Genomic DNA, 24,056 nt, shown 5'->3' with positions numbered 1-24,056 from the left:
CTTCTCTTCGGTGTCGGGGAGTCACTTCGCGACCTTATGGATGAATGCGGTCAGGATCTGTTTTCCGGCGGCTCCAGTGATTCGGTCACCGAAGTCCTGCTTGGACCCCTGCGACTTGCGGGCAGCGAGCACCGCACGCGACGTGGCGGGGCCGTAGTCGCCATCGATCCCGTGGCTTCCGACGGAGAACCCGCCGCCCACTAGGAGTTCCTGGAGGTACTTGACGCGCTCGCCCTTGTCGCCCTGCTTGAGTCCGACCATGTCTGTCTCCGCTCCTGTGGGTGAAGTGCTACCGCCGCCCGAGGAGGGAGGCGGAGTGGTGGGCGTGGTGTCGCCCGAGGGGGCGCCCGTGAAGGTGCCGTTCCGCACCAGCGCAAAGGCGCGGTCGCCGGGGCAGGACGTGGCGACGAAGTCGCGGTGGCCACGGATCCCGGCGCCCAAGCCATGGTTCTTGCGCAGCCATGCCCGCAGCTGCCGAACACCCTCGATCGCGGCGGGGGTGATGGACTCCGCTGGGCCGGTCATCAGCGTGCAGCTGGTCCAGGTGGTGTTGCCGCCCGGCTGCGCTGCCTGAGCTCGGCGTGCGCCACGGCCCTCCATGACGATGCCGTGCGGGCACACCCCGAAGGAGTAGCCGATGTCAGCCCACCCTCGTCGAGGGCCCATGTGGAACGAGCGGGTGTTCTTCCAGTAGGTGCGGCACGCACTGTGGGCCTTGGTGTGCAGGCCCAGGTTCCCGGAGTCGTAGTGGATGACGAGTCCGCTCGCGCAGGGCGCGGATCCGGCTGCGGTGGCGCCCCATCCGAAGACGCTGCGTCGCTCAAGCTTCACGGTCCACCCCTTCAACATAGGTGTCGGCCGGATCGGTGCCGGGGTCGTCTACGGGCTGGTCCTCGTCGCCTACAGGGGTCACTTCGATGTCCTCGGCGGGGTCGTGCGCGGGCACGGGGTCAGGCATGGTCATGGGCGCCTCCTGGCATGAGAAAACCCGCCACACGGGGCGGGTCATTGTGGGTCTGGTGGGAGCGTGACGACGGGCCCGGGTGGACCTGGAGGACCCGGAGGGCCGGAGGGGCCAGCAGGACCCGGAGAGCCACGTTCGCCCTGCTCTCCTGTGGGTCCCTGCGGTCCTTGCTCGCCGTCGACGCCATCAGCACCGTCGGATCCTGGTTCGCCACGGTCTCCCGAGCTCCCGTCTTCGCCGGGCGGGCCGGGGCTGCCGGTCTGTCCGTGGGGCCCTTCGGGGCCAGGGCGTCCTGGGGCTCCGGATGGTCCAGGCGGGCCTGGGTGCGGGCTCCCTGTTGGTGGTGGCACCGGAGTGCCCCCGAGTTCCTCGACCTGGCGGGACAGCTCCTCGCGGTGCTGCTCAGCGTCCGAAAGGCGTTCCCCTTGGCGGGCTACCGACCCGATGAGGATCGCGACCGCAGCAGCGATAGCGAGGAGCACGAAGACAAAAGCCGTACCGCGGACACTGGGTCTCTGCATGGCCACGGCCGCTCACCCGCCCCGAAGAATCAGCGCGAGCACCACGCCCACCACGATCGGAGACAAGAACGAAGAGACCGCTGTCCAAACCGCCCTACGGATCTGCTCCCGCAGGTCAACCACTTGCGCTTCGAGTCTGCCGATGCGCTGTTGATCGCTGGCCCTGTGCGCCTCGTACACCTCTTTGAGGACGTACATGGACAGGCGCTGATCCAGTTGCGCGATGTCGCCGCTGAGCTCCCGGTAGCCCGACTCAATCGCACGCTTGAGCTCCCACATGGTGGGCTCGTCGGGCACAGGTTCCTCCTACTCGTCATCCGCCAGTGGAGGAGGGGGGTCCTCCGGGTAGTCGCCCGGAACCCCAGGGGGCAGAAGCTCGTCAGGGTCTGTTCCCGGCGGAGGGGTGTACCCCGGAGGTTCCACAGGGACCGGCGTGAGCGGGGTGTCCGTGTGGTCCTCGTCCTGCGTCGGGGCCTGGGTCGGGTCAGTCATACAAGTCCTCACATGAGTGGTTCGACGGTGATGGAGTTGTCCAGGGCCAGGTCGAAGGTCGATGTGGTCCCTGAAGTGATGCGGTAGCACGGCGTGAGCGTGTACTCGGCGTTGCCGAGCAGGCTCACGGGCTTGGACCAATGGGACTGGCGTGTGGAGCCTGTGGCCGCTCCGATGGAACGGACGAACGCGCACCGAGACAAGTGAGCACCGAGCGTCCCAGCGCCGGTCAGGCGGAAGCCGAGCGCGAGCGAACTCGCGGCCGAAGCCGGGTTCAGACCGCACATGTTGATGGTGAAGCGCACCCGACCCGACCAGCCCGTCTTGAAAGCGAAAGGGGCGAAGACCGCCGCCGGGAAGTCGTAGAAGTCCGTGCCCGTGGAGTAGCCCGTCAACTGGGCCTGGAGCTCACCGGTGACGGGGGCGTGCCGAGGAGCGAGGAGGGTGTGCGTGCCCGCGAGCTGCACAACACCGTCCGTGGTGACGTCCGTGGACGACCCCACAAGCTCGCCCTGGATGTAAAACCGCTGAGCCGCCTGAGTGATGATCGTGGTCGGCCGAGACGTGACCGCGCCCTCCACGTGCATGTACGACCTGCGGGTTGCCCCGGGACCGTCAGCGGACATCGGTGACTGGATCGACAAGGCCGGCGCATCCGATGCCGTGCGTCGAAGCGCGTAGATCGCGCCACCCAGCGCCTCGGGCTCCCCTGCGGTGGGCGGTGGCGGCATCGCTCCGATCGCTGACCACCCTTGGCTTGCCTGGATGGAGATGTCAGAGCCGTTCCCTGCTCGCCACAGGCCCGTGGCTTGGCCATCAGAGACCATCTGCTGGGATAGGGGCGCTGAACCGTCACCCGACACCGACTGCAGGGTGAGGCCGACCAGGCCGTCCTGCGCGACCACCCCGCCGATCGGCGAAGGCGTCGCCGGGTTCGCCCACGCAGTGAATTCCGCTTGGCCGGTGGTCGCTGCGAGCTGCGCTCGCTGCCCGGTAGAGGAGATAACTCGGGTGCGGACCACCCCTGAGGCGTCTTCGATCGATCCGATGTTTCCGGGGGCCGCGCCGATCGTGAAACGTGAGCCCGTGATCTCGGAGCCCGTGACCGTTCCAGAGAAGACTGCATCTCCGCCCTGAATCGCGAAGATCAACTCGTTCGCGTCGGAGTACCCGCGAAGGCCGTCTTCGTCGATCTCCACGCGAGAGGCGCCCGGGTCGCCTGCCACCAGGCGGGAAGCGAGCACGATGGTGGCGGCGAGCTTCGCTGCGGTGACGGCGCCAGCGGTGATGTGGCCCGCCTCGATGGCTTCAGCAACGATGTGGTGGGCTTCAACCGCGAGCGCGCGGATCTTCGGTGACGTGACCGCGTCATCCGCGATCTCCGTCTCCGTGATCGAACCGGGACCGGGGACGCCACCGACCGTTTCCGGGATCCCGGAAGCCTCCACGGACGGTGCGCCTTCGACGCCACCGGTGCCGACTCCGACGAGCTGGACGTAATAGGTCGTACCGACCTCCAGCGGCACCACGGGGAACAGACCGCCTGCGCGCGGGATCGTGCCCTGGAACGTGGCCGCGCCCGGGGTGAACCCCGAGGTGGCGCTGACGTGCACTGACACGTGGTCGAAGTCAGCGGGAAGCGCCAGATCATGCGCGAGCCGCCCATCCCACTGCACCATCAAACCCACAGGGGCCGGGGCGACGATCGGATCGGATGGGGCCGGAGGTGGATCTCCGCCCTCGGGGACCACTCCCACACTGCCGTCGGGCTGGTAGCCGAGGCGAAGCCGCACGCGACCAGTCTCGGGGTCGACCACGTCGAGGCTGCCGGACTCGATTGAGGAGAACCCCAGCTGCGGGCGTCGGGACGCGCGCTTGACGGTGGCCAGCTCCGACTGGGTTTTCAGTAGCTCCTGTGTGAGCGAGTCGATGGCGCGCTTGGTGGCGGCGTCCACATCTACCTCCCGGAGTAGTCGAAGCTGTCGGATCGGGTGCACGTCACGCTGACGGTGTCGCCGTCCGGGGAGTACGTGTAGGAGAGGATCCGCACCCACATGGAGGTGGGCTGCCACCCGATGGTGGTCTGCACCAGCACGTCATCCCCGGCGCCGAAGGACCCGAGTTCGGCGTTGGGGTGATCGCGCACGATGAACGACGTGATGTCGGTGATCTGCCTCGTGCGCGCTAGGTGGTCACGTGCGATCGTCGCCAGCGACGCGGCGTTGTCGACGTCTTCAGCGTCCACGATCTGCACCCGCCGTAGACGGCCGTCTCGCTGGCTGGCGGTCGCGCGCCGTTGCTTGGATCCCTCCCCGGCTCCGTAGGCTGCGACGACGTTCGCGAAGTCATCTCCGGAGCGTTGGAGGGTGACGAGTTCCGAGATGTTCTCGCCCTCGACGAAGCGCAAGTCGCTGGCGCGTCGCCCGAGGCGCGGGTAGCCGAGCTGGAGCCGCATCACGACGGACTCACGACCGGGCCCCCATGACCACTGCTCCCGGTACTCGATCCGGGCTTGCTGGCAGATCTCGTCGACCTTCGCACCCACCTCGACGTCCTCGTGCCAGGGCAGGCTGTACTGCCAGTAGACCGTTTTCCCGGTGGCTGCGGTCGGCTTGCGGTCCTGCGAGGTCCACACCCGGTCGATCGGGATCGGTGGGTCCTCGACCTCAGCGGCGGGCGGGTTCGGCTGGTCGTCGGTGGGGAGCTTGCGGGCGTTGTGCCACGCACCCAGCCGGTACGGCGTCGCCAGGTTGTCGACGGCCACCCCGAGGTTCCCGTCCGGTTGGCCCTGGATGTGCCCCCACAGGGCACGGACCACGGTCGCCGCGTCCACGCCCTGCCCGGTGGTGCCTGCTGACGACCCGCCCCATGTCAGAGTCGAGGTCAGCGGCATCCCTGCCGCGTACCCGGAAAAGCCCACACAGTCGAGGGAAAGCACGTCTCCGGTGACCTCGGTGGACACCAGGATGCCCCCGCCTCGCAGCTGCCCGGACGCCTCCGCGACGATGATGGTGTCCCACTCCCGCAACACAAGCTGACCATCCGTTCCGACCAGCTCCGCGTAGGTGGGCTCGATGCTCGCGGTCAGGTCACCCGGACCTGACAGGGTGTGCGTGATCGACACATCCCGCAGCGGGAGCTCGCGGTGCACCCACGTCCCGGTCCACCGGAGCGCGTAGTACCGCCAGCTCACAGCTGAGCCTCAGGCGCCGGGATCTCCAGGAACTCCAGGTCGCAGGAGAAGTTCGCCCAGTTGTCCGCGACCAGGCGGCCGTTCTGACCGGCGCTACCCATGACGTACATGCGCACCTGGACCGTCAGGCCACGCCATGCGGGCGGGATCGGGATCTGGTCCTTGTTCGCGGCCGAGCACCTGTATCCGTTGGTGGCGCTGAACTGGTTGAAGTTGTACGCCGAGGAGGTGGTGTACAGCGGCCCGTCTGGACCGCCCACCAGGCCCACGAAAAGCTGCCCGATCGCGTCGTTCGCGCCGCTCGGGGTCAAGGGCTTGAGGAACACGTTCGTCCAGTCCGCGAGCACCTGCACCTGCGTCGCCCACTCGGGGATCGTCACTGTCCAGTCGTGCTGCGGCCATCGCTCGAAGTTCGGGTTCTGGATGTTCCCGGCTTCGTCCCACGACCCGTCCGTCTGGGTGCCACCACGCTGCACCCGCAAGATCCGTTGCGACTTGGGGTTCGCGGACCGGCGAAGGTCCGTGATGCGCGCGGCCGTGACCGTGCCCGTGGAAGCGGGCAGGGTGATGCGCGCGAGGGGGATCGCTGTCAGGCCTGCGGGCGGCTCGGTGGCGGTGCTGCTGACACCCTCAATGACCCGGAAGTAGTAGACAGGGTCGGTGGTGACGTCATGCGACCACGGGGTGCCGTCGATGTTGGGGTCCTCAACCTGGAGGACGACCATGTCGGACCGGCCGCTGCCCGACCCGGTCGGTGAGATGTCGATGGTGTCGGTGCCGACGTTGTATGCGAAGTAGGAGCCCTGGAACTGCTGCTCGCGGCCGAGGATCGTCGCGCCGCCCGCAGTGATGCGCACACCCCCGCCCGGCACCTCCAGCGGCAGCACCTGGAGGTGCCCGACATCCACCACTCCGTTCCCGGACGACGTACCCGACTGGTGCATCAGCCGCGCAATACGAGCCGACGACTGAGCGCCAGTGACCGCCCAAGAGTCCATTTCAAGAGCCACAATGTCCTCCTAAGGAGTGCTGTAGGCGTCGCGCCAGGTGATCACGCACCGGGACTGGCCGGACAGGTCCGTGCCCCGGTAGGCGAGCACGGTCTGGCCGACAGGGAGTTGGAACTCCGATAGGGAGGCGCCGCGGGCGGCCCCCGCGAAGCTGGCGCCGTCATCCCGGAGGATCGTGCGTGCCCACGGGCGGGTGTCGATGGTGATCGACCTGTCGAACGCCAGCGTGGTGTCCAGAGTCAGACGCCTCCCGGTCCCCACGAGCTCGATCGACGGGGTCGCTACCGGCCCGTGGAACGTGATCACCGGCCATGACGGCGAGTCGCCGGTGTTGACGACCGCGTCCTGGCGGACACCCTGAGAGCCCCACGTGAGGGGCCAGGTGACCGGCCACACGATCCCGCTACCAGCAGAAGCCACGAGGGTGAGCGTGATACTGCGTGCCCCGCCCTCGTCACCGCTGTCGCTGTAGAACAGGCCGTCGGCACACTTGAAGTCCGCGATCATCTCCACGTGGCCTTGCCGGATCATCCCGGCGTCCGGGGCCTCGAACCGCCTCGGCCGCCCGTAGACGACTACCGACCGACCTCCGGGGAGCCGCATCCGCAACGGGATGACCGTGCGTGGCCTGAGTCGGGTGCGTGCGTTTGTCCACCGCGCCCCCAGTTCCGACCAACGTGCACGCGCCTCCGTCGCGGACCACTGCCGGGCCGTGAACAACTCCCAAGTCAGCGTCCGGCCGCTGTGGGTGTCACGGCCGAACACCGTCCCGTCTTGCCCCGGGAGTTGGAGGTCCCCAGTTTCGATGTCGGGCGGGCCGACCTCGAACTCGCGGACCTCGATGCCGGTACCGCGGCCGAAGGCAACGCCGTCGAGTTCCCACTGCTGCTCACGCAAGGGCATCACCTCACCCCCGCATGCACACCGCCGCGCCGAGACCGGCGCAGCGCGTAGGAGACTCCGTCGACAAGCTCGGACACCGTCGCGGGAGGCGGTTGGACGTGGATGACGTTCCCGGTTCCGCCGCGCTCCATGGCCTCCAGGAGACGCTCCACGCGAGCCTCTTGAGCAGCCGTGCGCACTGTCTCGGGCTTGCCGGTGCCGTTGTAGACCAACTGGAGGCCCGGCTTGAGCATGCCTCCCTGGTCGTACAGCATCGGTTCGTCAGCAGTGATCGACCCAGCGACCCGGTCACCCGCGACGGGCTTGAACCCGAACTGGTGCGGGAACGAACGCGTGCCGCGGGCTCCGGAGCCGACCTGAACACCACGGCCGCCGGATTCGACGTTGACGCCCATGAGCGTTCCGGCCATGTGGCCTCCGCCGCGACCGCCGTGCTGTACACCGACCGTGAACGGGCTCTTGAGGCCCTTCTGCCAACCGGCAGGCGGAGTCCCCGCGAAGCTGTGAGTCGTGTACCGGCGTCCAGGGCGCAGGCCTCGGATCACGTTCTCGATCGCCGCCATGAACCCCGAGCAGTCCCACGACGGGTTGCCCGCGCCACCCCACTGGTACGGCAGGCCATGCTGGGTGCGAGCCCACGACGCGGCCCTCTGGAGACGCTCCGAAGCCGACCCGAGGCCCACCCACGAGTCCGCACCGCCGCCAGCGGCAGACAGCGCGGAGTTGTACGACTCGACCAGGGACGTGATCTTGTCCTTGATCTTGTCGCCGCCGGTCTTCACGATCTGGTGCGGCACCCCAGGGAAACCCTTGGTGCCGATCTCAGCCGTGATGTCCCGCGCGGGCTTGAGGACCTTGTCGATCGCGGCCTTGTAGTTGCCCGTGATCAGGTCAACGCCCGCGCCGAACAGGCCCGAAGGCGACACGAAGTCCGCGAGGGCGTCCAGCATGCGCTTCCCTGAAGGGATGCGCGGCGCGTTCGGGAAACCCACCGCGCCACCACGGGCGTAGGTCGTGCCCCCTGCGAGGGCCTGGGCTCGGATCTGCTCCACCGCACCGTGCCCGCCCGCGGACCGCACCTCTCGTGCCGTCCACACATGCTCCCCATGGGACAGCAGCGCGGGGATGGAGTCAGAAGTGCCGGTTCCCGGCCCGTACACCGAGCCGCCGGTCGCGAACGCCTTGACTTCCTTGAGCTTCGTCGCTCCGACAACCCCAGCGACCTTGTTCCACAAGGGCATGATGCCGCGGTTGTAGACCGTGTCGATGAGGAAATTGACGGGCTTCTTCGCGGAATCGCGGATGCCTTCCCAGGCTTTCCCGATCGCTTTCTTCCCAGCGTCGAAGGCGTCCCGCATCGCTTGGACGCCCTCTTTGACCTTGTCGAACGCTGGCTTGATGCCGTTGTTCCAGATCCGGTTGATGTGCCCGGAGATCCAGTCCCACACCGGCTTGATGACCTTGTCGCGGAACCACGTGAACGCGGCCCCCAGGGTCGAGCGCACGTAGAAGACCACGAGCGCGAAGATGGCTCGGGTTCGGGTCCACCATGCCCTGACGTGGCCGGCGATGAAGTTGAAGATCGCTTTGATGCGGTTCCATAGCCACGTGAAGCCGCTGGCGACCCATTTCGCGCCCGCGACGACCATGTCCCACGCGGGTTTGATGCCCTGGTTCCACAGCCACAGGGCGCCCGCAGCGATGAGGTCGATGGCGGGTTTGATGGCGCTCGCCCACAGCCACGCGAACCAGGTCGCGACGGCTTTGAGGCCGCCGATGATCCCATCCCAGGCCGGTTTCAGAGCGTTCTGCCACAGCCACAAGGCTCCGGCGGCGATGAAGTTGAATGCGGGCTTGATGGCTGCAGACCACAGCCACGTGACGATGGCGCCCATCGTCTTGAAAGCGATCACGAGCGGGGCGATCACGACCACGATGATGAGTGTCGCGATGTTCTTGAGGAGGCCCCAGATCCAATCGAAGGCGGGCTTGATGTAGTCGGTCCATAGGCCCATCGCGGCCCGACCGAGCGAGGTGAACGCATTCGAAATGCCATCGAGGACACCGCCAGCGGTGTTCTTGCTGGCGGTGAAAGCACCGACGATGGCGTCCCACGCTGGCTTGATCGCGCTGCTCCACAGCCACATGACGGCGTCGCCAACCCACCGCACGCCGGCCATGATGCCGTCGAAAGCGGGCTTCAGGCCCTTGTCCCAGATCCACAGGGCAGCGGTCTTGATGGTCTTCCACACCGAGTCGACGACCTTGCGGAAGCCTTCGAAGTTTCGGTACGCGTAGATGACGCCACCCACGAGGGCGGCGACCGCAGCGACGATCAGGCCGATCGGGTTCGCGGAAAGAGCCGTGTTCAGCGCCCACTGAGCGGCAGCCCACGTCATCGTGGCGATCCGCGCGATGCCGCTCACGGTCGCGTAGATCGTGAGGCCAGCGACCATCGACCCGATCACCGCGCCGAGGAGCTCCACCGCGCCACGGTTCTCGCGCATCCACGCGCCCATGGCGGAGAACGCGGCACCGACACGGTCGATGGCTTGGCGGGCGATCTCCAGCGAGACCGCGAGCCCGTACTTGACGGCGTCGATGAAGGGGGCGAGCGCGGGCATCGCTGAAGCGCCGAAGTCCTTGACGCCCTGGACCATGGTCTTGATGCCGTCGACGATCCCCGTGCCGCTGAGGGCGTCGCGGAGACGCCCGAGGACTCCGGGAAGGGCCGAGAACCCGGATTCGACGCTGGTGGCCAGCCCGAGCATGAGCGGCGCGGCCCGGTCGATGAGCGGGACAAGCTGCTCCGCGAACCCGTTGACCAGGGTGTTTTTTACGGTCGACCACGCACCGGAGAAGGTTTGGCCGACGTTGTCCGCGCCCTCAAGAAGGGCCGGGAACCAGGTTCCGTAGTCGCCGGACAGCGCGTCGAGGACGTCGGACAGGCCGATGGCGCCGGCCGATGCCATCGCCTGGGCTTCGGGGATGGACACCCCGAGGACGTCAGCGAGCGAGTCATAGATCGGGATGCCTGCATCCGAGATCTGGTTGAGCTCGCCCATCATGAATTTCCCGGCATTGACTCCCTTGGTCAATCCGGCCATGGCGCGCTGGAGTCCCACGGTGCCGCTGCCGGTGACCGTGGTGGCCTTCTCAAGGCGCTCCAGCACGCCGACGGCCTCTTCGCCCTGCAAGCCCATGTAGGCCAGGGAGACGGCGCCTTCGCGCATCGCGGCCATGTCCAGCCCACGGAAGCGCTCGGCCATGCCATCCATGAGGGCGGTGACCTCAGCAGCGCCACCACCGGCTGCGCCGTACAGGGCCTCGATCTGCGCCTGAGTGGTAGACGCACCGGACGCCACGCGCGCGACCTCAGCGGCGAAAGCACCCAGACCGAGACCAGCGATGAGCGCACCGACCCTCGCGACCGCACCACCAAGGGTGTTGCGGATCGTTTCACCAGCGGACTCAGCGGCGTTCGAAAAGCTCGTGCGCAGGGACGTCGCGGCCGACGTGGCCGCAGCTCCGACGGTGGACAGGGCACTACCTGCGGTGCTGCCGATCGAGCTGAGGGTGCCACCCATCCGGTAGAAGATGGAGTTCGCGGCGGACGCGGACACACCGGTCCGCTGCATGCCAGCGGCGAGCAGGCCAGCACCGTCACGACCCGCCTGGAAAGCTGTTCCAGCAGCGAGACCGATGTTGTTGAGGGCCCCACCGAGGCCGGACGCCTGCGTGTACACGCCACGGAAACCCTGCCCCAGCTGGGACGTGCCCCGGTTCGCGTTGTTCAGGGCAGGGGCCAGGCGACCCACGGTTGTGGCGACACCGCCGAAGGCGCGACCGGCGCCCGAGGTGACCGTCTCGATGGACCGCTGGAGGCGTCCCAGTCCCTTGGTGGCGCCCGCGGACACGGACGTGCCGATCTGCTCGCCCGCGCGCTGCGCCGGACGGCTGGCCGAGCCGAGCTGTTTGTTCAGCTCACCCGCGAGGCCGCGGATGGACGGGACGATGCTGAGCGTGGCGTACCCGACTGAAGCCAAGGGGGTTCACCCCCTCAGGTTCATTTGCGGAGCACGGAGCCCCTCATGCCGAGCCGGTCACGACGATCACGCGCCCGCTCGTGGGCGGCCTTGAGCTGGGCGTTCTTGACCTTCTCCGCGCGCTTCACGCGCGGGTCCTGCGGGTGTGGCTTCTCGGTGTGGATGTGCACCAGGTCGTACAGCAGGTACTCGCCAACGGTGAGCTCGTCCCCGCCCAAGGCGGCGTTGCAGGCCGACTCCACGGGCAGGTGTCGGATGCGAGCGGCCAGCTGCCACATGGACAGCTGGCCGTCCCAGTAGTCGTAGATGCTGGAGTGGTAGTAGCGGGCCAGGTCGGCCTCCACCGCGTCCGCGTGGTCGCGGATCAGTCGGAGGAGGCGTCGGATTCCCCCGCCGACCCCATCCCGTAGACCTTCGCGATTTTGTCCGCGATGTCTTCGAGGTCGGCCATGGTCGGCTTGGGGGTCATGGCCTTGACGGTGGCCCACTGCTGCGTGCCGAGGAGGCTCCGGACGGCGGTGACGACCTTGCCGTCCTCGAACGCCTCGATGACGTCGATGTCGAGGCTTCCTCCCTCCAGCTCGGGGAGGCGGAAGCGTTCACCTCGGAAGCTGATGACCTTGGGCTTGTCGGTCTTCGGGGTGGTCTTGCGGGTGGTGGTCTTCTTGGGAGCGGTCATGCTGGCGCGGTTCCTTCGCTCGTGTGGTGGGTGACGGTGATTTCCAGGTAGCCGTCAGCGACAGCGACCGTGGTGCGGGACAGCAGCGTCCCGAAGGGTGGAGGGGTGGGTGCGCGATCAGTGAGGATCGCGTTGACGGCCTCGGCACGCGCCTGTTCACGCGGCATGGACTCGGCTGCGATGCCGATCTCGCGGATCTTCGCGTCGATCTCTGACGGAGTGGGCATGTGCATGCGCGGTTCCTCCTGACGCGGTTCGAGTGAAAAGCCGGGCCGGGGCTGAACCGCGCGAACGACCCCGGCCCGGGGTCTGGGTTAGGAGCCGCTGGTGAGCGGGCCCTTGTAGACGGAGAAGAGCGTCGACTTGCCGGTGTCGGGGTCTTCCTCGGTCGGGTAGATCGCCACGGTGATCGCCCGGGAGCTGATCTCGGTCTCGGACTCCTGAGCGTCGCCGCGCTCCTCGACCTGCGCGTAGTTCTTCGAGATGACGCGCTTGACCTGCGCGTCGGCGCCGGTCCCGGAACGGGTCACGAACGCGATCTTGAACCGGGCCTGAAGGTCGGGGACGTGCACATCCCCTGAGTAGGTGCCGTCGCCCGCGAAGGACACGTCGTGGCCCGCGTAGACGAGGTCGTACACGGTCTCGTTGTCCTCGAACGCCGTGAAACTCCGGGTGAGCTTGAAGTTCGACCGGGTCGTCGCGACGAGAATGCCGCCCCACGCGAAGTGGTCGGAGCTGTCGACGTCCATGGTCTCCGAGAAGCCGTCGTCTCCATTGAGGAGACCGACGTAGTCCCAGTCCGGGCCGAAGTCATCGCCATCAGAGGGGATTTCAGCGTCGAGGCCACCGATGAGCACATCGGCATACGCCCACACAGAGGCGTTATTCGGGTTGCCAGCCATCAGCTGACCTCCTGTTTCTCCTGAGTGAAAGGTGTGGTTCGCGCGGTTCAGGAGAGCTAGCTGGGGCGTCGCCGCACCGTGACGGTGAAGGACGCGATCGGCGAGCGGGTGTCGTCGTCGATCGAGGCACGCACCCCCAGAGCAGGAGACGACGGGTACCTCAACGCAGCAGTGCGAGCCACCCGCGCGAGCTCCTTCACCCGCGTGTAGGTGGAGGCCCAAGCCACCACCCGCACCGTCGCGGTCTCCAGCAGCGCCCCGGCCTCCGACCAGGCGCGCAGCTCCGAGGAGCCGTCCTCCCGCACGGACAGGTGATCACCCGAAGGCGTCCACCCCTCCGGCAGGCCCACGCCGACGGTCGCCTGGCGGTACTGCTCTGGGAACTCCGGGAGCAGGGCGGTGAGGTAGTCGACCATGTCGCGCTCCAGATCGGAGTACTCCGGGCCGATCACCCCTCCCCCACCTCCAGCCCAAGAGCAGCGGCAGCACGCGCCATGTGGCCGTGCTTGAGTTCGCGAGGGAGTGCGTCCACAGACATGACAGTGACCCGCCCGACCGGGCGAGCATCCCGGATCCCCGAGCCGGACGCGGCCGGTTCGACCAGGACCTCCACCGGGCGTCCCGAGACGCGCACGGCAGCGCCGACCTGTTCGGACGCGAAGGTCACGGCGGTGCGCACCGGCTCGGAGCACATGACCTCGCTGACTCCCCGATGGTCCAGACGCACGCGACCAAAACCGCTCATAGCGCCTCCGCTCTACGAAGAGCCATCTGCTGGCCTGGAGCCCACGTCGAGAACGGGCTGACCCACTGGCCGATCTCGCCCTCGATCGAGTACTCGATCCCGTTGACCTCGACGCGGTCCACCGGCCGGATCGTCTCCTGGGAGGAGACGTACAGGATCAGGCCGGTGACGAGACTGATGCGCCCATAGGAGTAGTCCACGTCCGCACTGACGTCGTTCGAGGCCATGCGCGGGGCTACGGCCGAAGACGGAAGAGACACCCGCTCCCACGTGACAGGGATCGGGTCGCCGTACTGGTCACGGCCCCCGCCGACCCTGCGTAGCAGTACCACGGTGGCGTTATCCATGAGGTGACCCCCACGGGTCCGGCGGACGCGGCGTCCACGAACCCGCAGGCGTGGGGTCGATCGTGAACGCCGTCTGCCGCCTGCGTGGCTGGCCTTCGAGCATGGAGCGCTCGTCGTCGGTCAGCCACAAGTCGCCCGGCTTGTCTCCGGTGTAGGTGACGTTGAACGGGCCGACGCCCTCCTGTCGGACCCCGCGCGGGTTGCGCAGGACCCGGATGACCATCCGGCACACCACGAACACGACGGTGTCCATGGTGAGAGTGCCCTCGTCGAGACGGGACTCGATGTCGGGCACCTCGTAGCGCAGGACCGTTTCGGCGTCGTCGATCCACCGCTGGATCATGTCCTCGTCGGTGGGCGCTCCGGGGCCGACCCACCGGTCGATGACGTCCTGCGGGTCGGCCCACGACATTAGGAGCCCGAGCCGTTGGTGAGGCGCACGAACCGGTCGCTGTGGCGCACCGCGAACCCGATCTCGGCCTCACAGCGGAGCGCGAACATGTTGCGCTGCCACAGGTTGAGCGTGGTGTCGCCGTCAGTGAGGGTGGCCTGGTCCGACTCGGTGACGCTGATCCCAGCGACCACGCCGTACATGGCTGTCGACCAGTCACCAGCGAAACCGATGGTGTCGTCGTCGCGGCGGACGTGCTTGGACTTGTAGGCCGGGCGCCCCAGGAACGTGCCGATGGAGCGGCCTTCGGTCTGGAGGTTGTTGATGAACAGCGGCCGACCCATGCCGTCCTTGGCCTGGAGGGCGAGCGCCTCCCCGGAGCCGTTGAACACCCAGCTACTGAGCTCGCCGTCGGCGTCCGACACCACGGAGATCGCCTCGACCAAACCGTCGTACATGGTGGCGTCGTCGGTGTTGACGATGTCCACCGTCGGGGCTTCAGCGAGGTTGTCGAACCCGGTACCCGGCGACGGGCCGAACAGCACCGCTTCGTCGAACTTCCTCGCGATGGCGTTCGCCAGACGGGACCGCACCGCGCTGTACAGGGCCGGGATGTCACGCCGGAACTCCATGGAGAACGGCTCGATCACCGCGAGCTTGTACGGGGTCAGGGTCCGGTGGTCGAACGTCCCACGGCTGATGGGCTTCTCGTCGGTCTCCGCGACCCACTCAGCCTCAGGGTCCCCAGTGATCATCGGGATCGTCATCCCACTGGCGGGCAGGTTGATCTGCCGAGCCAGCTGCATGACGATGGACTGCTCCTGGGCATCGGCCCAGATCTCGGAGGACACCGCAGGCGGAAGGTACACACCGTCGGTCGTCCTGTTGATGTCGATACCCGCCATAGCGGCGACTCCTCAGGTTGGTCTACTTGCTGAACATGGCCGCGAACTGCTCCGCGGTAGAGCTGCCAGCGCTGGATCCTCGGCCCGCGGACGGGTCGACAAGGTTCTCCTTGCGCTCGGCTTCCTTCTTGTCTGCGAGCAGCTTCACCAGCTCACGCGCATCGGCTTCCAGCTCCTCCGCAGTGGCGCCCTGGAGGCGGTGGGCGACCGACAGCGGCAGCCCGGCAGCGGTGGCGACCTCGTAGCGCAGAAGCTTGGCGACAGCGTCGTCACGCTCCTTCTCCGCTCGCTGCTGCTTGCCGGTGGCACGCTCGACCTCGGACTTCTTCGCGTCCTCGATCTCCTCCAGCCGCTTCGCCGCGCCCGCGTTGGCCTTCGCACGCTTCTCCCACTCGCGCGACTTGGCCTTCCAGTCGATGCCCTGCTCCTGGTCGTCACGCTCAGACGCTTCCTGGTTCTGGGCGCTGGTCTCCGCGAGGGGGTCCGCTACGACGGCGGCCTCAACGGCGCTGGTCTCGGTGCTGCTCTCAGACATGTGGATCTCCCATGCGGGATAGCCCCTGCGGCCATGCGGCGAAGAGGCGGGATGGTCAGGTGGAGGTGCGAGGCCATGCGGCACACGCGAAACCCCGACTCCGTGCGGGTCGGGGAAGATCAGGTCTCAGCGAGAAGGCGACGCATCTGCTTGATGTCGCCGCCAGCGCGGTCGTAGAGGTCAAGGGCGCGTTGCACGTCCGCGTCGGGCTCCCACCCGGCGTACACCGGGGTTGCGAAGCACCGACAGTTGTCGTGGTAGCGGCTGCCTGCGGACTGGTTGCCTCGGATGCGGCCGCGCTGCCCCGAGCCGACCGAACTGGCGGCGGCCTGAGAGGAGTAGTCGTCGCGAGTGGCGAGCATCAGACAGAACGCGCACGCACCCGGACGCGCCACACGTCGATACCCGAGCGCGCGACGGTCTCGGGTGGCATTGCCCGCGATGGTGTCCCGGTCAGCGCCACGCACCAGCCGGTCCAGCGACGAAGCCAGACGAGCCAACGTCGCAGCCTCGTCCGGGGACGCCCGAAACAGGGGCCCGACAGCCCACCGGGTGGACGCCTGCACCTGCTCCACGGGCGGGGGCGCACCCGGGCGAGCCAAGTAGGAGCCGCCCGGGTTGTAGAACTCCCGGACGGCGTCGAAGTAGTCGCTGGCGCCCACCGACGCGACGTCCCCCCACCTGGCAGCAAGCCCGGGGACCAGTTCCGCCAGGGCATCGACGAGCCGGTCGATGTCCGTGCGCGGTAGAGCCCGCCACAGCCGGGTGAGGTCAGCGACAGCGAGCTCCGCAGTGCGGTCCAGCAGTTGCAGGTGCTGCCTATTCAGCGTCGTCGACATCAGCAGCACCCCGCGCGGTCAGGGCCGACACCTGTTCGTCCGGGCCCGGCTGGGACAAGAGGCCGTTGAGCATCTGCTCTGTGCGGATCTTGCGGGCCTCAGCCGCGAGTCGGTTGATGGTGGTGCGGTCGTACCCGAGCAGTTCGTAGGTGACCTCGCTGTTCGCGGGCAGGACGCCAGCTGACACGAGTTTCATGACGGCGTCGGCCTGAGCGGCGCGGGTCGGTGTGGCGGCGTCGCGCCACCGGGCCACGAGGGATCGGGCCTCGGGCGGGATGGCGCCATCGCGGACGAGCAGGGCCATGCGCATAACCTCACACCACGCGGACCCGAAGATGCGCTGACGGCGCTCGGCGCGCTTCACGAGCCGCGCTTCGGACACGCGGATGGCGTCCGCACTGGAGGGGTTGTCGGTGACAAACCCCAGGTAGGACGCGGGGATCGCGGCTTCACCAGCGACGAGGTTCGCCAGCCCGCGCACCTGCTCCAGATACGGGGCCGGGGACCCAGCCGAGAGTTGCTGCACCTGAGGAAGCTCACCGTCCTCGTCACGCGTCAGCGCGAGCACACGACCGAGGTACACCTCCCACGCCGTCTTCGCGGACCCGTCGGAGTTGACGAACGCTTCCTCAGCGACACCCATCAGAGCCAACTGCGGGGAGGAGTAGTACTCGCGGTGGATCTCCATGCCCAGCAGGGTCCGCACCGCAGAGTCGGTGTAGGACATGATCGCCCGCGAGATCTCCGAACGCCCCCACGGGCGGCCGACGCGCGGCCTGTTCACCAAGGGCACCACGAGCGGACGTCCCAGGCCGTGCTTGCGCCGGTCCACGACTCGCAGCATTCCGCCGCCGGCCGGGGCCTCCATGAAGATCGTCTGGTCCGCGAGGTAGAGCGTCGCGGCGGTGTAACGACCTGCCTCTTTGTCCCACTGGACCGACGCGGCCGAGGACAGTCGGCGTGCGCGCGTGTCCCAGACCCCTGACATGCGCGTCGGGGGCTCCACGGTCACCAACACCGGAGGTTCGCCGTCAGCCTCTACGCCAGCCGACACGGTGACGAAGCTGATGCCGTGCATCAAGGTGGGCAGGTGGGCTTGACCGGACTCGTCTTCGAGCCGGTTATCGGCCCACACCTGATCAAGTTCAAGCCCGTCAACGTCGCCGTCCGGAAGCGAGAACCCTTCCAGGTCGAGACGCTCCTCCAGAACGTCCACGGCCATACCTGGCCAACCGACAACGGTCGCTACGTCAGCGAGCTTCGGCGGAATCGCGATCCCCAGCTGGCGGACCCGCTTCGACCCTTCGTAGTACGCCTCGCGGCGTTCGTTGTACTCGCGGCGGGACTCGATCTGATCCACGATCGTGGTCAGCGTCGCCTGCTCAGGGCTGGTGAGCCCGGTCGCGGAAATCTGCGTCATCCCAGCACCACCGCCCTCGCGCTCTTGCCGTCCATGCGGCGCTTCCGGTACTTCGGGGACTCCAGCAGCACCCGACGGGCCAGGTCAGCGAGCATCGTCGCGGCGTAGCCGTCGACCTTGCGCTTGGACTCGCGGTGCTCCTTGCCGAAGCTGACCCCGTAGGCGTTCAGGCGGCGGCGGGTGTTCAGCACGTGGCGGCGCAGGGCGGGGTGGCCGGACTGCTTGAGCTTGCCGTCGACGATCGCGGCGACGAGGCGCTCGTTGGCTTCGGTGAGCTCCTTGAGGCCACCACGCATGTCCCGACCGACCGCGGACCGGGCGGACGCTTTGATCTTGAGCTTGCGACGGAAGTCCTGCGACCACTGGTCGACGTAGGACTCCCACAAGGCGACGTCAGCGAAGAACGCACGGACCTTGTACACCTCGAACGCGTTCCGGACCATGCCGTCGACGGCTTCCCGGTCGACCTCCCAGTCCTGGCCGGCCGGGCCGTCCGGTGCCTCCCAGATCCCGAGAGGCTGCACCAGGCGGTCGTTGATGCGGATCGCGACCAGCGCGGTCGCGTCATCGCGACGCCCACCGTCGAAGCCGAGCACGATGTCGTCACCGGGCTCCAGGCGGTCAGTGGTCGCGCACGCATCCCACTCGTGCACCGCCACCAACGCGTCATCGGGAGCGGTGAGCTGGTTGAGGAACATCCTGCGCGACTGCCATGGGGGGTACGTGCCCTGGTAGATCGTCGAGATGATCCAGTCGATGTCCAGCCACGTCGCGTCCCCGCGCGCCGCCAGGATGCCCTCACGAAGGGACGCTTCATCTCCGAGGTCGACCGTGGCCGGAGCCTCGATGGAGTCGTAGTACATGCCCGCGTCGACGAGCTCGCCCGCCTGGACCTTCGCCCACGCATCCCATGTCTGCTCCGCGACGGAGTCCTCGCCGGGCAGTGGGGCGTTGGTGATCTGCATGCTCCTGGCGCCACCACCGCGGGACTTGCCGATGTTGCCTGCGATCGTCATCGCCATGTCGTGGCCGGAGTTGTTCGCCAGCCAGTGCTGGGTTTCGTTCATGACGACGAACGTCGCGCGGCCGCCCTCAAGAGCACGCGGCGACGAAGTAACCGCTTCGAGGACACCGCCGGCGCGGCTGTAGATGATCTCCTTGCCCGGGTCGATCCCGAACTCCTCGATCATCCGCGGCGACATCAGGCCTGGCATCAGCCGCATGGTGTTGCGCGTCTGGGTCAAGGACACAGCAGCGATCTGCACCCACGGCGACTTGTGTGGGACCGCGATCGGCTCGCCATCTGCGTCCCACCCGCCGAAGCGGCACGGGCCGACGAACTCCACGAGCGCGAGCACAGCCAAGAAGGGGTCCTTGCCCCAGCCCTTCAGGCGGCGCACCGTCCCCGACCGTCGTTTGAAGGCGCCGCGGTCGTCGATCTCGAACCACCGGAGTACGATCCTGACCTGCTCGGGAGTGAACGTGAACGGATCGCCGGCGTCCGGCCCGTCGGGCTGGAAAACGTAGTCCGTCACCCATTCCAGAACAGACCACCCGAGAGTCCGGTTGTCCGGCGGGACCGTGTCCGGCCACGAGCGGATGGGATCCATGCCCACCCCCTCAGCCGCTCTTGGCGGCCTTCCGGTAAGCGCTCATCTTGGCGACCTTCGCCGCGGCGGCAGGGTCTACTTCGTCCTGCTGTTCCAGCTCAACGCGTGCCCGCCGTCTAGCACCTTCGGTGGTGAGGAGTTCGGTCGCGCCACTCGACCACGACTGGATCATCTGAGCGGACGGACGGCCGGACTCCAGGGTCAGCGACAGCAGGTGAGCCCACACACGGGCGGTAGCCCAGTCGCTAGCTTCATAGAACTGCGACTGACCCGACTGCCCAAGGGACTCGAACCACTCCCGAGCGATGGGATGCCACTCCTCATCAGCCTCAGGAGCGGCGCTGACGCGAGCACCCCCCGCAGCCTTAGTTGCCTCGCCGTTCTCTTTGTTTCGGCGTCTACGTTGATCTGAGCGCTTCGGGATCGGACCCGGCATCCCATTCACCCCCTTTCGCGAACCTCAGAACCCGTACAGGATTTGAGCTGCTATGCCGACCGAGGAGCTTTCCCCCCGGGGGGAGGGGCATCCCCCACCCCCTGTGACTCTCTGCGATCAGTACGGGGGTGCATCTGACTCTTTGTGTTCACCGGGGTGTGGTTCGGCGGGACGGTACCTGCGAGCCCGGTGGGCTGCCCTGGCCTGGACTCCCTCTTGGGTGGTCTTGGCCCGGTGGCACCCGACGCACAGGAGCCTGAGGTTGGAGAGGTTGTGGTCGTCCCCTGCGGTGATGTGGTCCACGTCGCGCCCGATGTTCGCGCATCGGTCGCCAAGTTCGTTCTTGTTCTCGCAGCGGGCGAAGCTTTCACCTTGCGTGGCGCGAGCGATGATCTTCTTGCGTCGCTGCTGCCAGTCACGCGGCAAGCGCTGCTTGCGATCACTGTTCGACCACGCGCTGCTGTAGCGACGAGCCACAATGATCAGCTCCTCATCCGCATGAGCGCACGCACGTCGTGATGCTGACCATGAGCGTGTCCGCGTGGACATGCGAACCGTGAGCGTCCGCCCCATGGTGGGGGGCGTGCTCACCTGTCGCCGTGCATGTGCTCGACACGTGGCTCGTGGGTGATGGGTGTGTGCACCCCTGCATGCGTGTGCCCTTGTGGGGCGAGGGGCGGGCTAGCCCAGGGGCAGGCGGTGTAGGGCGGGAGGACGCATAGAGCCTGCGGGGCGGGCCACGCCACTGGGTGAGGTGGGTGCACCCCGGGGTGGCTAGGGGGCGCCCTGCTCAATGAGGAGGGACGCCATCGCGAGCCATGAGTCAGCGAGGTTCGTGTAGGCCTTCATCTTCGCGAGGTCCATCTCCATCTCGGCTGCCCGGAGAAGGCGGGCAGCGTTGGCTATGGCGTCGTCTGTGGACATCAGTCTCCTTAGGCAACCGGCGCCCGTGTACGAGCGTCTTAGGTGAGCACCCGCGCGAACCCCCGGAAGGACTCCCCATGCCTCGTCTGACAGCAAACGGCGCCATCGTCTCCGACAACGGCGAGTGGTGGCACGGCGGCGTGAAGTGGAAGCCACTCGTGGAGAACCCCACCGCCAGGCCGGGGCTGAAGGAGTCCGCGGCCGTGACCCAGATGGCTACAGCCGCAACCGCGATCGCCGGGCGCAAGCTCGTCAAGATGGTCGCGGAGCACGGTTCGCTGGAGGCCGCCGAGCTCGCCATGGGTGAGATCGAGGCTGCGGGAGCGAAGCAGAAGATCGTCACGTACAAGAACGCCGCTGAGTTCGAGGCTGAGGCCCCGAAGATGCTGGCGAAGGGGTGGCGCGTCCAGGGGTCGAACAACGAGAACAACCACACGACGGTGGGCCGGGTAGGCGCGGGCGTCGTGGTCGGCGGCGTCCTGACGGGCGGATTCGGAGCGCTGATCGGTGGCGCCCTGGGGGCTGCTTCGAAGAAGAAGGGCTCCGTGCAGGTCATCTGGGAGCGCGACTGATGCCCTCTGAGAAGACGTTGATTGTCTGCGTGTCAGGGGCTCTCGTTGTCACTTTGGCGCTTCTGGTGTTGGTTCTGGTCCGTCCCTTGGAAGGGGGCGATGTCCAGGAGGACGAGGAGGCGTCCTCTTCGGGGCGTGCGCGTCTGCCTGCTTCTCAGGTGAATCCGTATCCGGCGCCGTCAGATCCGGAGCCTGCGGTCGAGCCGACGTACATGCAGTCGCTCTGCGAGGGGCGGGACTTCTTGGAGTACGACGACTGCAAGGAGTGGTGACGGCGTCCCGGCCGCTTCTACGCCACCCCAGACGGAGCGGCCGGGACGAGGTTGTCCAGTCTCGGGCTGTGCGCCGTGGCGCTGGTGTGTGTTCCCGGCTGGACGGTCTTTGGGTGCTTACGGGGCCGATACAAGCCCTGGTAGATGATCGAGGCCCCCTATGAGGAGGCCCTCATGGTCAAGAAGACCGAAGAGTTGCTGATCATCCGGAAGCTCATCGAGCAGGCCGATGTGGCTTGGGGAGAGGGCGACGAGGCGAAGGCCACGTTCTACTCTCAGCAGGCACACACACGTGCGTTGGCTCTGTTCGTCCACTCCAGCAAGCAGTTCACGAAGGATCTCGAAGAGTCGATTCGATGAATGACGAAGGCCCGAGAGCGACGCTCTCGGGCCTCAAGTTCTCGCAGACAGAAAGTCCACTATGAAGATAGTAGCGTTGCACCCAGCAAGTCGCAACTAGGCGATCAACTTCGCCATCACCTGGAACGCGAGGCCAAGAACTACTGCACTCGCACCCAGCATCTGGAGCCGAGCTGCGGAGATGAACTCCTTGGCGACCCTTCCTTCAATCGAGTCGATCTGGCCACTGGCTTCCTTGAAGCGCAGTTCGATTTGCTTGTCCAGCTCGGATTTACCCTCGCGGATCTTCGTCTTCTGATCAAAGATCGCTTTGGAGTACGCAGCGTTCTGGTCATAGATGTGATCAAAGCGGATGTTCGTTTCCCTGGTGAGCGCTTCCAGGCTGTCGACTGGCTCGATGGGGTTCAGGCGCGCATGTCCGTTGGCTTCCATTCTCAAAGTGAACTGCGCTGGAGAGACCGTGAGCCCAACAGGCTTCCGCCCCTCGGGCTCCTCCCTCCAGGCGCGAGCCAGGTTCGCCAATGCCTGGCGAAGAGGTTCGATCAATGCCAACGGATGGCTTGCCCAGGATCTGGCTGTGCCGAGAGCTCCGTAGATGACGACGCCAGCGCCTGCAAGCGTGACTGCCCAAGCAACGATCTCAAAGTAGAGGGGGTTCATGCCACCATTCTGGCCTCTTGCTGGCCCGCGCGGGCCAGGACAAGAGCAAGGACTTCGCTGACCTTGTAGAGCGGGACTTTGGTCATCTCACCGTGCCGGAGTGGCCCTCCATCGGGGTTGTACTTCGTGAGCTTGTTCCTTCGCGCCCAAGACCTGATCGTTGACGCTGACACGGGGTCGTTGGGGCGAGAGACGGCACGCGCCATGTCCGAGGCTCCGAGAAGCTGGCCATCTGCGTTCTGGAGCATCCACGCCCGCTGTTCGGTCACACCCCACACCGTCCCGCACTCAGAGCCGGGGCATGTTGCCGCGGGCGCGTTCTCACGGGCGTACACGTGCTCCCCGCAGGTGCACCGGCACACGAACACGGTCCGCTGCGGGCTGTCGACCACACGGAGGGCCTGGGCGACGGCGGCGGTGATCTCGTCAACGAACTCGCTCCCGTAGTCGCGCCCTCGGAGCCATCCGACGGCGGGGAACAGCCAGGACGCCATGGAGGGGAGGGTATCGGCGGGGAGTGCGGAGGCGCTGCGGCCGTCGTCGTGGATGAGGCGCACCCACGTGACGAGGGTGTTGCGCAGGACGCTGCGCGCTTCGACAGCGCGGAGGTCGAGGGGGAGCGGGGCCTCGCTCTTCTTGCCGTGCCCGCCGCCGGCTGACTCGGGCTTGCTGCCCTGCTTCGCGAGGGTGACGGTCAGGTCGGCGTCGAGCCCATCCATGATGGTGCGGAGTGCGGTGCGGGCCTGGTCGGCGCATCCGGTGCATACGTAGGCGTCGTCGCCGGTCGGTCGGCCACAGTGGCAGGTGGACGTCATGAGCACTCCCCCGGTAGGCGTATGGTGCCGATACGGGGAAGCTGAGGCTTCTACGGGGGTTGTGTGGGGCTCGCCATCGGGGGATGCGAGCCCCACACTCATGTGCGGGGTCTGTTCTGCACGCTGACCTCCTAGTTGTGTGGATTATGCCCGTGTCTGGCGACTAGTCACGACGTGCGCGCCTGCCGGATCATGTCGGCGGCGTCCATCATCCCGAGGCTTCGGCTGTCGTCTTCCACAAGGCGCGCGGCTTCACGGATCGCGACTTCGAGACCGTGCAGGTCAGCTTCGGGGTTCGCATAGGGGCTGTACCCGCAGTCCTCGCACACGGTCCACTCCCCTATCCGACGAGGCCCGGTGGAGACGAGCACGAGGATGGGCGCGCGGTGCAGGGCGGTCTTGAGGCAGGTCGGGCACCACCCGGTGGTGATGTCACCGACGAACGGGGTCGCCTGCTCGGTGTCGCTCACGTGTCCTCCAAGGAGTTGGTGGGGCGGACCGTGGCCCGCCCCGGA

At 67.2% G+C, this 24,056-nt stretch carries 29 protein-coding genes; 4 read left to right on the top strand and 25 right to left on the bottom strand.

Annotated elements, in window-relative coordinates; genetic code table 11:
• Positions 1 to 21 precede the first annotated feature (21 nt).
• The 21 genes from ACFW3L_RS24475 to ACFW3L_RS24375 form a co-directional block, all read right to left on the bottom strand.
• Positions 22 to 831 carry an N-acetylmuramoyl-L-alanine amidase gene (locus ACFW3L_RS24475; protein ID WP_378746812.1) on the bottom strand — a complete coding sequence of 270 codons (810 nt, stop codon included), beginning with the start codon at positions 829 to 831 and terminating at the stop codon, positions 22 to 24.
• Positions 821 to 964 (bottom strand): hypothetical protein, encoded by a 144-nt coding sequence (locus ACFW3L_RS24470; RefSeq protein WP_378746811.1) that lies wholly within the window; start codon positions 962 to 964, stop codon positions 821 to 823. The genes ACFW3L_RS24475 and ACFW3L_RS24470 overlap by 11 nt, the downstream gene beginning before the upstream one ends.
• Positions 965 to 1,497: 533 nt before the next feature.
• Positions 1,498 to 1,782, bottom strand: a complete 285-nt coding sequence (locus tag ACFW3L_RS24465) for a hypothetical protein (protein WP_378746809.1) — start codon at positions 1,780 to 1,782, stop codon at positions 1,498 to 1,500.
• A 203-nt stretch (positions 1,783 to 1,985) separates the two neighbouring features.
• Positions 1,986 to 3,932 (bottom strand): hypothetical protein, encoded by a 1,947-nt coding sequence (locus ACFW3L_RS24460; protein WP_378746805.1) that lies wholly within the window; start codon positions 3,930 to 3,932, stop codon positions 1,986 to 1,988.
• A gap of 2 nt (positions 3,933 to 3,934) precedes the next feature.
• Positions 3,935 to 5,170 carry a hypothetical protein gene (locus ACFW3L_RS24455; protein ID WP_378746800.1) on the bottom strand — a complete coding sequence of 412 codons (1,236 nt, stop codon included), beginning with the start codon at positions 5,168 to 5,170 and terminating at the stop codon, positions 3,935 to 3,937.
• On the bottom strand, positions 5,167 to 6,180 hold the full coding sequence (locus ACFW3L_RS24450; protein ID WP_378746796.1) for a hypothetical protein: 1,014 nt from the start codon (positions 6,178 to 6,180) through the stop codon (positions 5,167 to 5,169). Before ACFW3L_RS24450 ends, ACFW3L_RS24455 begins: the two co-directional genes overlap by 4 nt.
• A gap of 9 nt (positions 6,181 to 6,189) precedes the next feature.
• Complete coding sequence (locus ACFW3L_RS24445) at positions 6,190 to 7,077, bottom strand: hypothetical protein (RefSeq protein WP_378746791.1); 888 nt, start codon at positions 7,075 to 7,077, stop codon at positions 6,190 to 6,192.
• Positions 7,078 to 7,082: 5 nt separating this feature from the next.
• Positions 7,083 to 11,129 carry a tape measure protein gene (locus tag ACFW3L_RS24440; protein WP_378746788.1) on the bottom strand — a complete coding sequence of 1,349 codons (4,047 nt, stop codon included), beginning with the start codon at positions 11,127 to 11,129 and terminating at the stop codon, positions 7,083 to 7,085.
• 20 nt (positions 11,130 to 11,149) lie between these two features.
• A complete protein-coding gene (locus tag ACFW3L_RS24435; protein ID WP_378746782.1) occupies positions 11,150 to 11,473 on the bottom strand; it encodes a hypothetical protein in 324 nt (107 codons plus the stop codon).
• A 20-nt stretch (positions 11,474 to 11,493) separates the two neighbouring features.
• Complete coding sequence (locus ACFW3L_RS24430; protein WP_378746779.1) at positions 11,494 to 11,808, bottom strand: hypothetical protein; 315 nt, start codon at positions 11,806 to 11,808, stop codon at positions 11,494 to 11,496.
• On the bottom strand, positions 11,805 to 12,035 hold the full coding sequence (locus tag ACFW3L_RS24425) for a hypothetical protein (protein WP_378746775.1): 231 nt from the start codon (positions 12,033 to 12,035) through the stop codon (positions 11,805 to 11,807). Before ACFW3L_RS24425 ends, ACFW3L_RS24430 begins: the two co-directional genes overlap by 4 nt.
• A gap of 87 nt (positions 12,036 to 12,122) precedes the next feature.
• Positions 12,123 to 12,710, bottom strand: a complete 588-nt coding sequence (locus tag ACFW3L_RS24420) for a hypothetical protein (RefSeq protein ID WP_378746771.1) — start codon at positions 12,708 to 12,710, stop codon at positions 12,123 to 12,125.
• Positions 12,711 to 12,766: 56 nt separating this feature from the next.
• Positions 12,767 to 13,162 carry a hypothetical protein gene (locus tag ACFW3L_RS24415; RefSeq protein ID WP_378746766.1) on the bottom strand — a complete coding sequence of 132 codons (396 nt, stop codon included), beginning with the start codon at positions 13,160 to 13,162 and terminating at the stop codon, positions 12,767 to 12,769.
• Positions 13,159 to 13,455 (bottom strand): hypothetical protein, encoded by a 297-nt coding sequence (locus ACFW3L_RS24410; RefSeq protein ID WP_378746762.1) that lies wholly within the window; start codon positions 13,453 to 13,455, stop codon positions 13,159 to 13,161. The genes ACFW3L_RS24415 and ACFW3L_RS24410 overlap by 4 nt, the downstream gene beginning before the upstream one ends.
• Positions 13,452 to 13,682: a hypothetical protein gene (locus ACFW3L_RS24405; RefSeq protein ID WP_378746758.1), complete on the bottom strand. Its 231-nt coding sequence runs from the start codon at positions 13,680 to 13,682 to the stop codon at positions 13,452 to 13,454. The genes ACFW3L_RS24410 and ACFW3L_RS24405 overlap by 4 nt, the downstream gene beginning before the upstream one ends.
• A gap of 112 nt (positions 13,683 to 13,794) precedes the next feature.
• Complete coding sequence (locus ACFW3L_RS24400) at positions 13,795 to 14,214, bottom strand: hypothetical protein (RefSeq protein WP_378746753.1); 420 nt, start codon at positions 14,212 to 14,214, stop codon at positions 13,795 to 13,797.
• Positions 14,214 to 15,098 carry a phage major capsid protein gene (locus ACFW3L_RS24395; protein ID WP_378746749.1) on the bottom strand — a complete coding sequence of 295 codons (885 nt, stop codon included), beginning with the start codon at positions 15,096 to 15,098 and terminating at the stop codon, positions 14,214 to 14,216. The genes ACFW3L_RS24400 and ACFW3L_RS24395 overlap by 1 nt, the downstream gene beginning before the upstream one ends.
• Before the next feature lie 22 nt (positions 15,099 to 15,120).
• Positions 15,121 to 15,633, bottom strand: coding sequence for a hypothetical protein (locus tag ACFW3L_RS24390; RefSeq protein ID WP_378746743.1), 513 nt, complete (start codon positions 15,631 to 15,633; stop codon positions 15,121 to 15,123).
• A gap of 119 nt (positions 15,634 to 15,752) precedes the next feature.
• On the bottom strand, positions 15,753 to 16,472 hold the full coding sequence (locus tag ACFW3L_RS24385; protein ID WP_378746737.1) for a hypothetical protein: 720 nt from the start codon (positions 16,470 to 16,472) through the stop codon (positions 15,753 to 15,755).
• On the bottom strand, positions 16,453 to 17,892 hold the full coding sequence (locus tag ACFW3L_RS24380) for a phage portal protein (protein ID WP_378746729.1): 1,440 nt from the start codon (positions 17,890 to 17,892) through the stop codon (positions 16,453 to 16,455). The genes ACFW3L_RS24385 and ACFW3L_RS24380 overlap by 20 nt, the downstream gene beginning before the upstream one ends.
• Entirely contained in the window at positions 17,889 to 19,502 is a 1,614-nt protein-coding gene (locus tag ACFW3L_RS24375) for a terminase (RefSeq protein WP_378746721.1), read from the bottom strand. The genes ACFW3L_RS24380 and ACFW3L_RS24375 overlap by 4 nt, the downstream gene beginning before the upstream one ends.
• A gap of 670 nt (positions 19,503 to 20,172) precedes the next feature.
• Here ACFW3L_RS24375 and ACFW3L_RS24370 point away from each other — a divergent pair.
• Complete coding sequence (locus tag ACFW3L_RS24370; protein ID WP_378746717.1) at positions 20,173 to 20,457, top strand: hypothetical protein; 285 nt, start codon at positions 20,173 to 20,175, stop codon at positions 20,455 to 20,457.
• 255 nt (positions 20,458 to 20,712) lie between these two features.
• On the opposite strand, the gene ACFW3L_RS24365 is transcribed toward ACFW3L_RS24370, so the two are convergent.
• Entirely contained in the window at positions 20,713 to 20,862 is a 150-nt protein-coding gene (locus tag ACFW3L_RS24365) for a hypothetical protein (protein ID WP_378746713.1), read from the bottom strand.
• Positions 20,863 to 20,939: 77 nt separating this feature from the next.
• Between ACFW3L_RS24365 and ACFW3L_RS24360 the strand changes: the two genes are divergently transcribed.
• From ACFW3L_RS24360 to ACFW3L_RS24350, 3 genes are all read left to right on the top strand, one after another.
• Entirely contained in the window at positions 20,940 to 21,434 is a 495-nt protein-coding gene (locus tag ACFW3L_RS24360; protein ID WP_378746709.1) for a hypothetical protein, read from the top strand.
• Positions 21,434 to 21,706: a hypothetical protein gene (locus tag ACFW3L_RS24355; RefSeq protein WP_378746701.1), complete on the top strand. Its 273-nt coding sequence runs from the start codon at positions 21,434 to 21,436 to the stop codon at positions 21,704 to 21,706. The genes ACFW3L_RS24360 and ACFW3L_RS24355 overlap by 1 nt, the downstream gene beginning before the upstream one ends.
• A gap of 144 nt (positions 21,707 to 21,850) precedes the next feature.
• Complete coding sequence (locus tag ACFW3L_RS24350; RefSeq protein WP_378746699.1) at positions 21,851 to 22,066, top strand: hypothetical protein; 216 nt, start codon at positions 21,851 to 21,853, stop codon at positions 22,064 to 22,066.
• Positions 22,067 to 22,162: 96 nt separating this feature from the next.
• Here ACFW3L_RS24350 and ACFW3L_RS24345 read toward each other — a convergent pair whose 3' ends face one another.
• The 3 genes from ACFW3L_RS24345 to ACFW3L_RS24335 all read right to left on the bottom strand — a co-directional run bounded on the left by ACFW3L_RS24345 (position 22,163) and on the right by ACFW3L_RS24335 (position 24,011).
• The gene (locus ACFW3L_RS24345; protein WP_378746696.1) at positions 22,163 to 22,726 is read right to left on the bottom strand and encodes a hypothetical protein; all 564 of its coding nucleotides are present in this window, start codon (positions 22,724 to 22,726) and stop codon (positions 22,163 to 22,165) included.
• Complete coding sequence (locus ACFW3L_RS24340) at positions 22,723 to 23,541, bottom strand: hypothetical protein (RefSeq protein WP_378746692.1); 819 nt, start codon at positions 23,539 to 23,541, stop codon at positions 22,723 to 22,725. Before ACFW3L_RS24340 ends, ACFW3L_RS24345 begins: the two co-directional genes overlap by 4 nt.
• Before the next feature lie 167 nt (positions 23,542 to 23,708).
• Positions 23,709 to 24,011, bottom strand: coding sequence for a hypothetical protein (locus ACFW3L_RS24335; protein WP_378746688.1), 303 nt, complete (start codon positions 24,009 to 24,011; stop codon positions 23,709 to 23,711).
• Positions 24,012 to 24,056: the final 45 nt, after the last annotated feature.

The sequence above is a fragment of the Nocardiopsis sp. NPDC058789 genome (genome assembly GCF_042745575.1).
Lineage (GTDB): Bacteria > Actinomycetota > Actinomycetes > Streptosporangiales > Streptosporangiaceae > Nocardiopsis > Nocardiopsis eucommiae.
The sequence above is the reverse complement of the archived record's forward strand: the minus strand, read 5'-3'. Positions and strand labels throughout refer to the sequence as shown.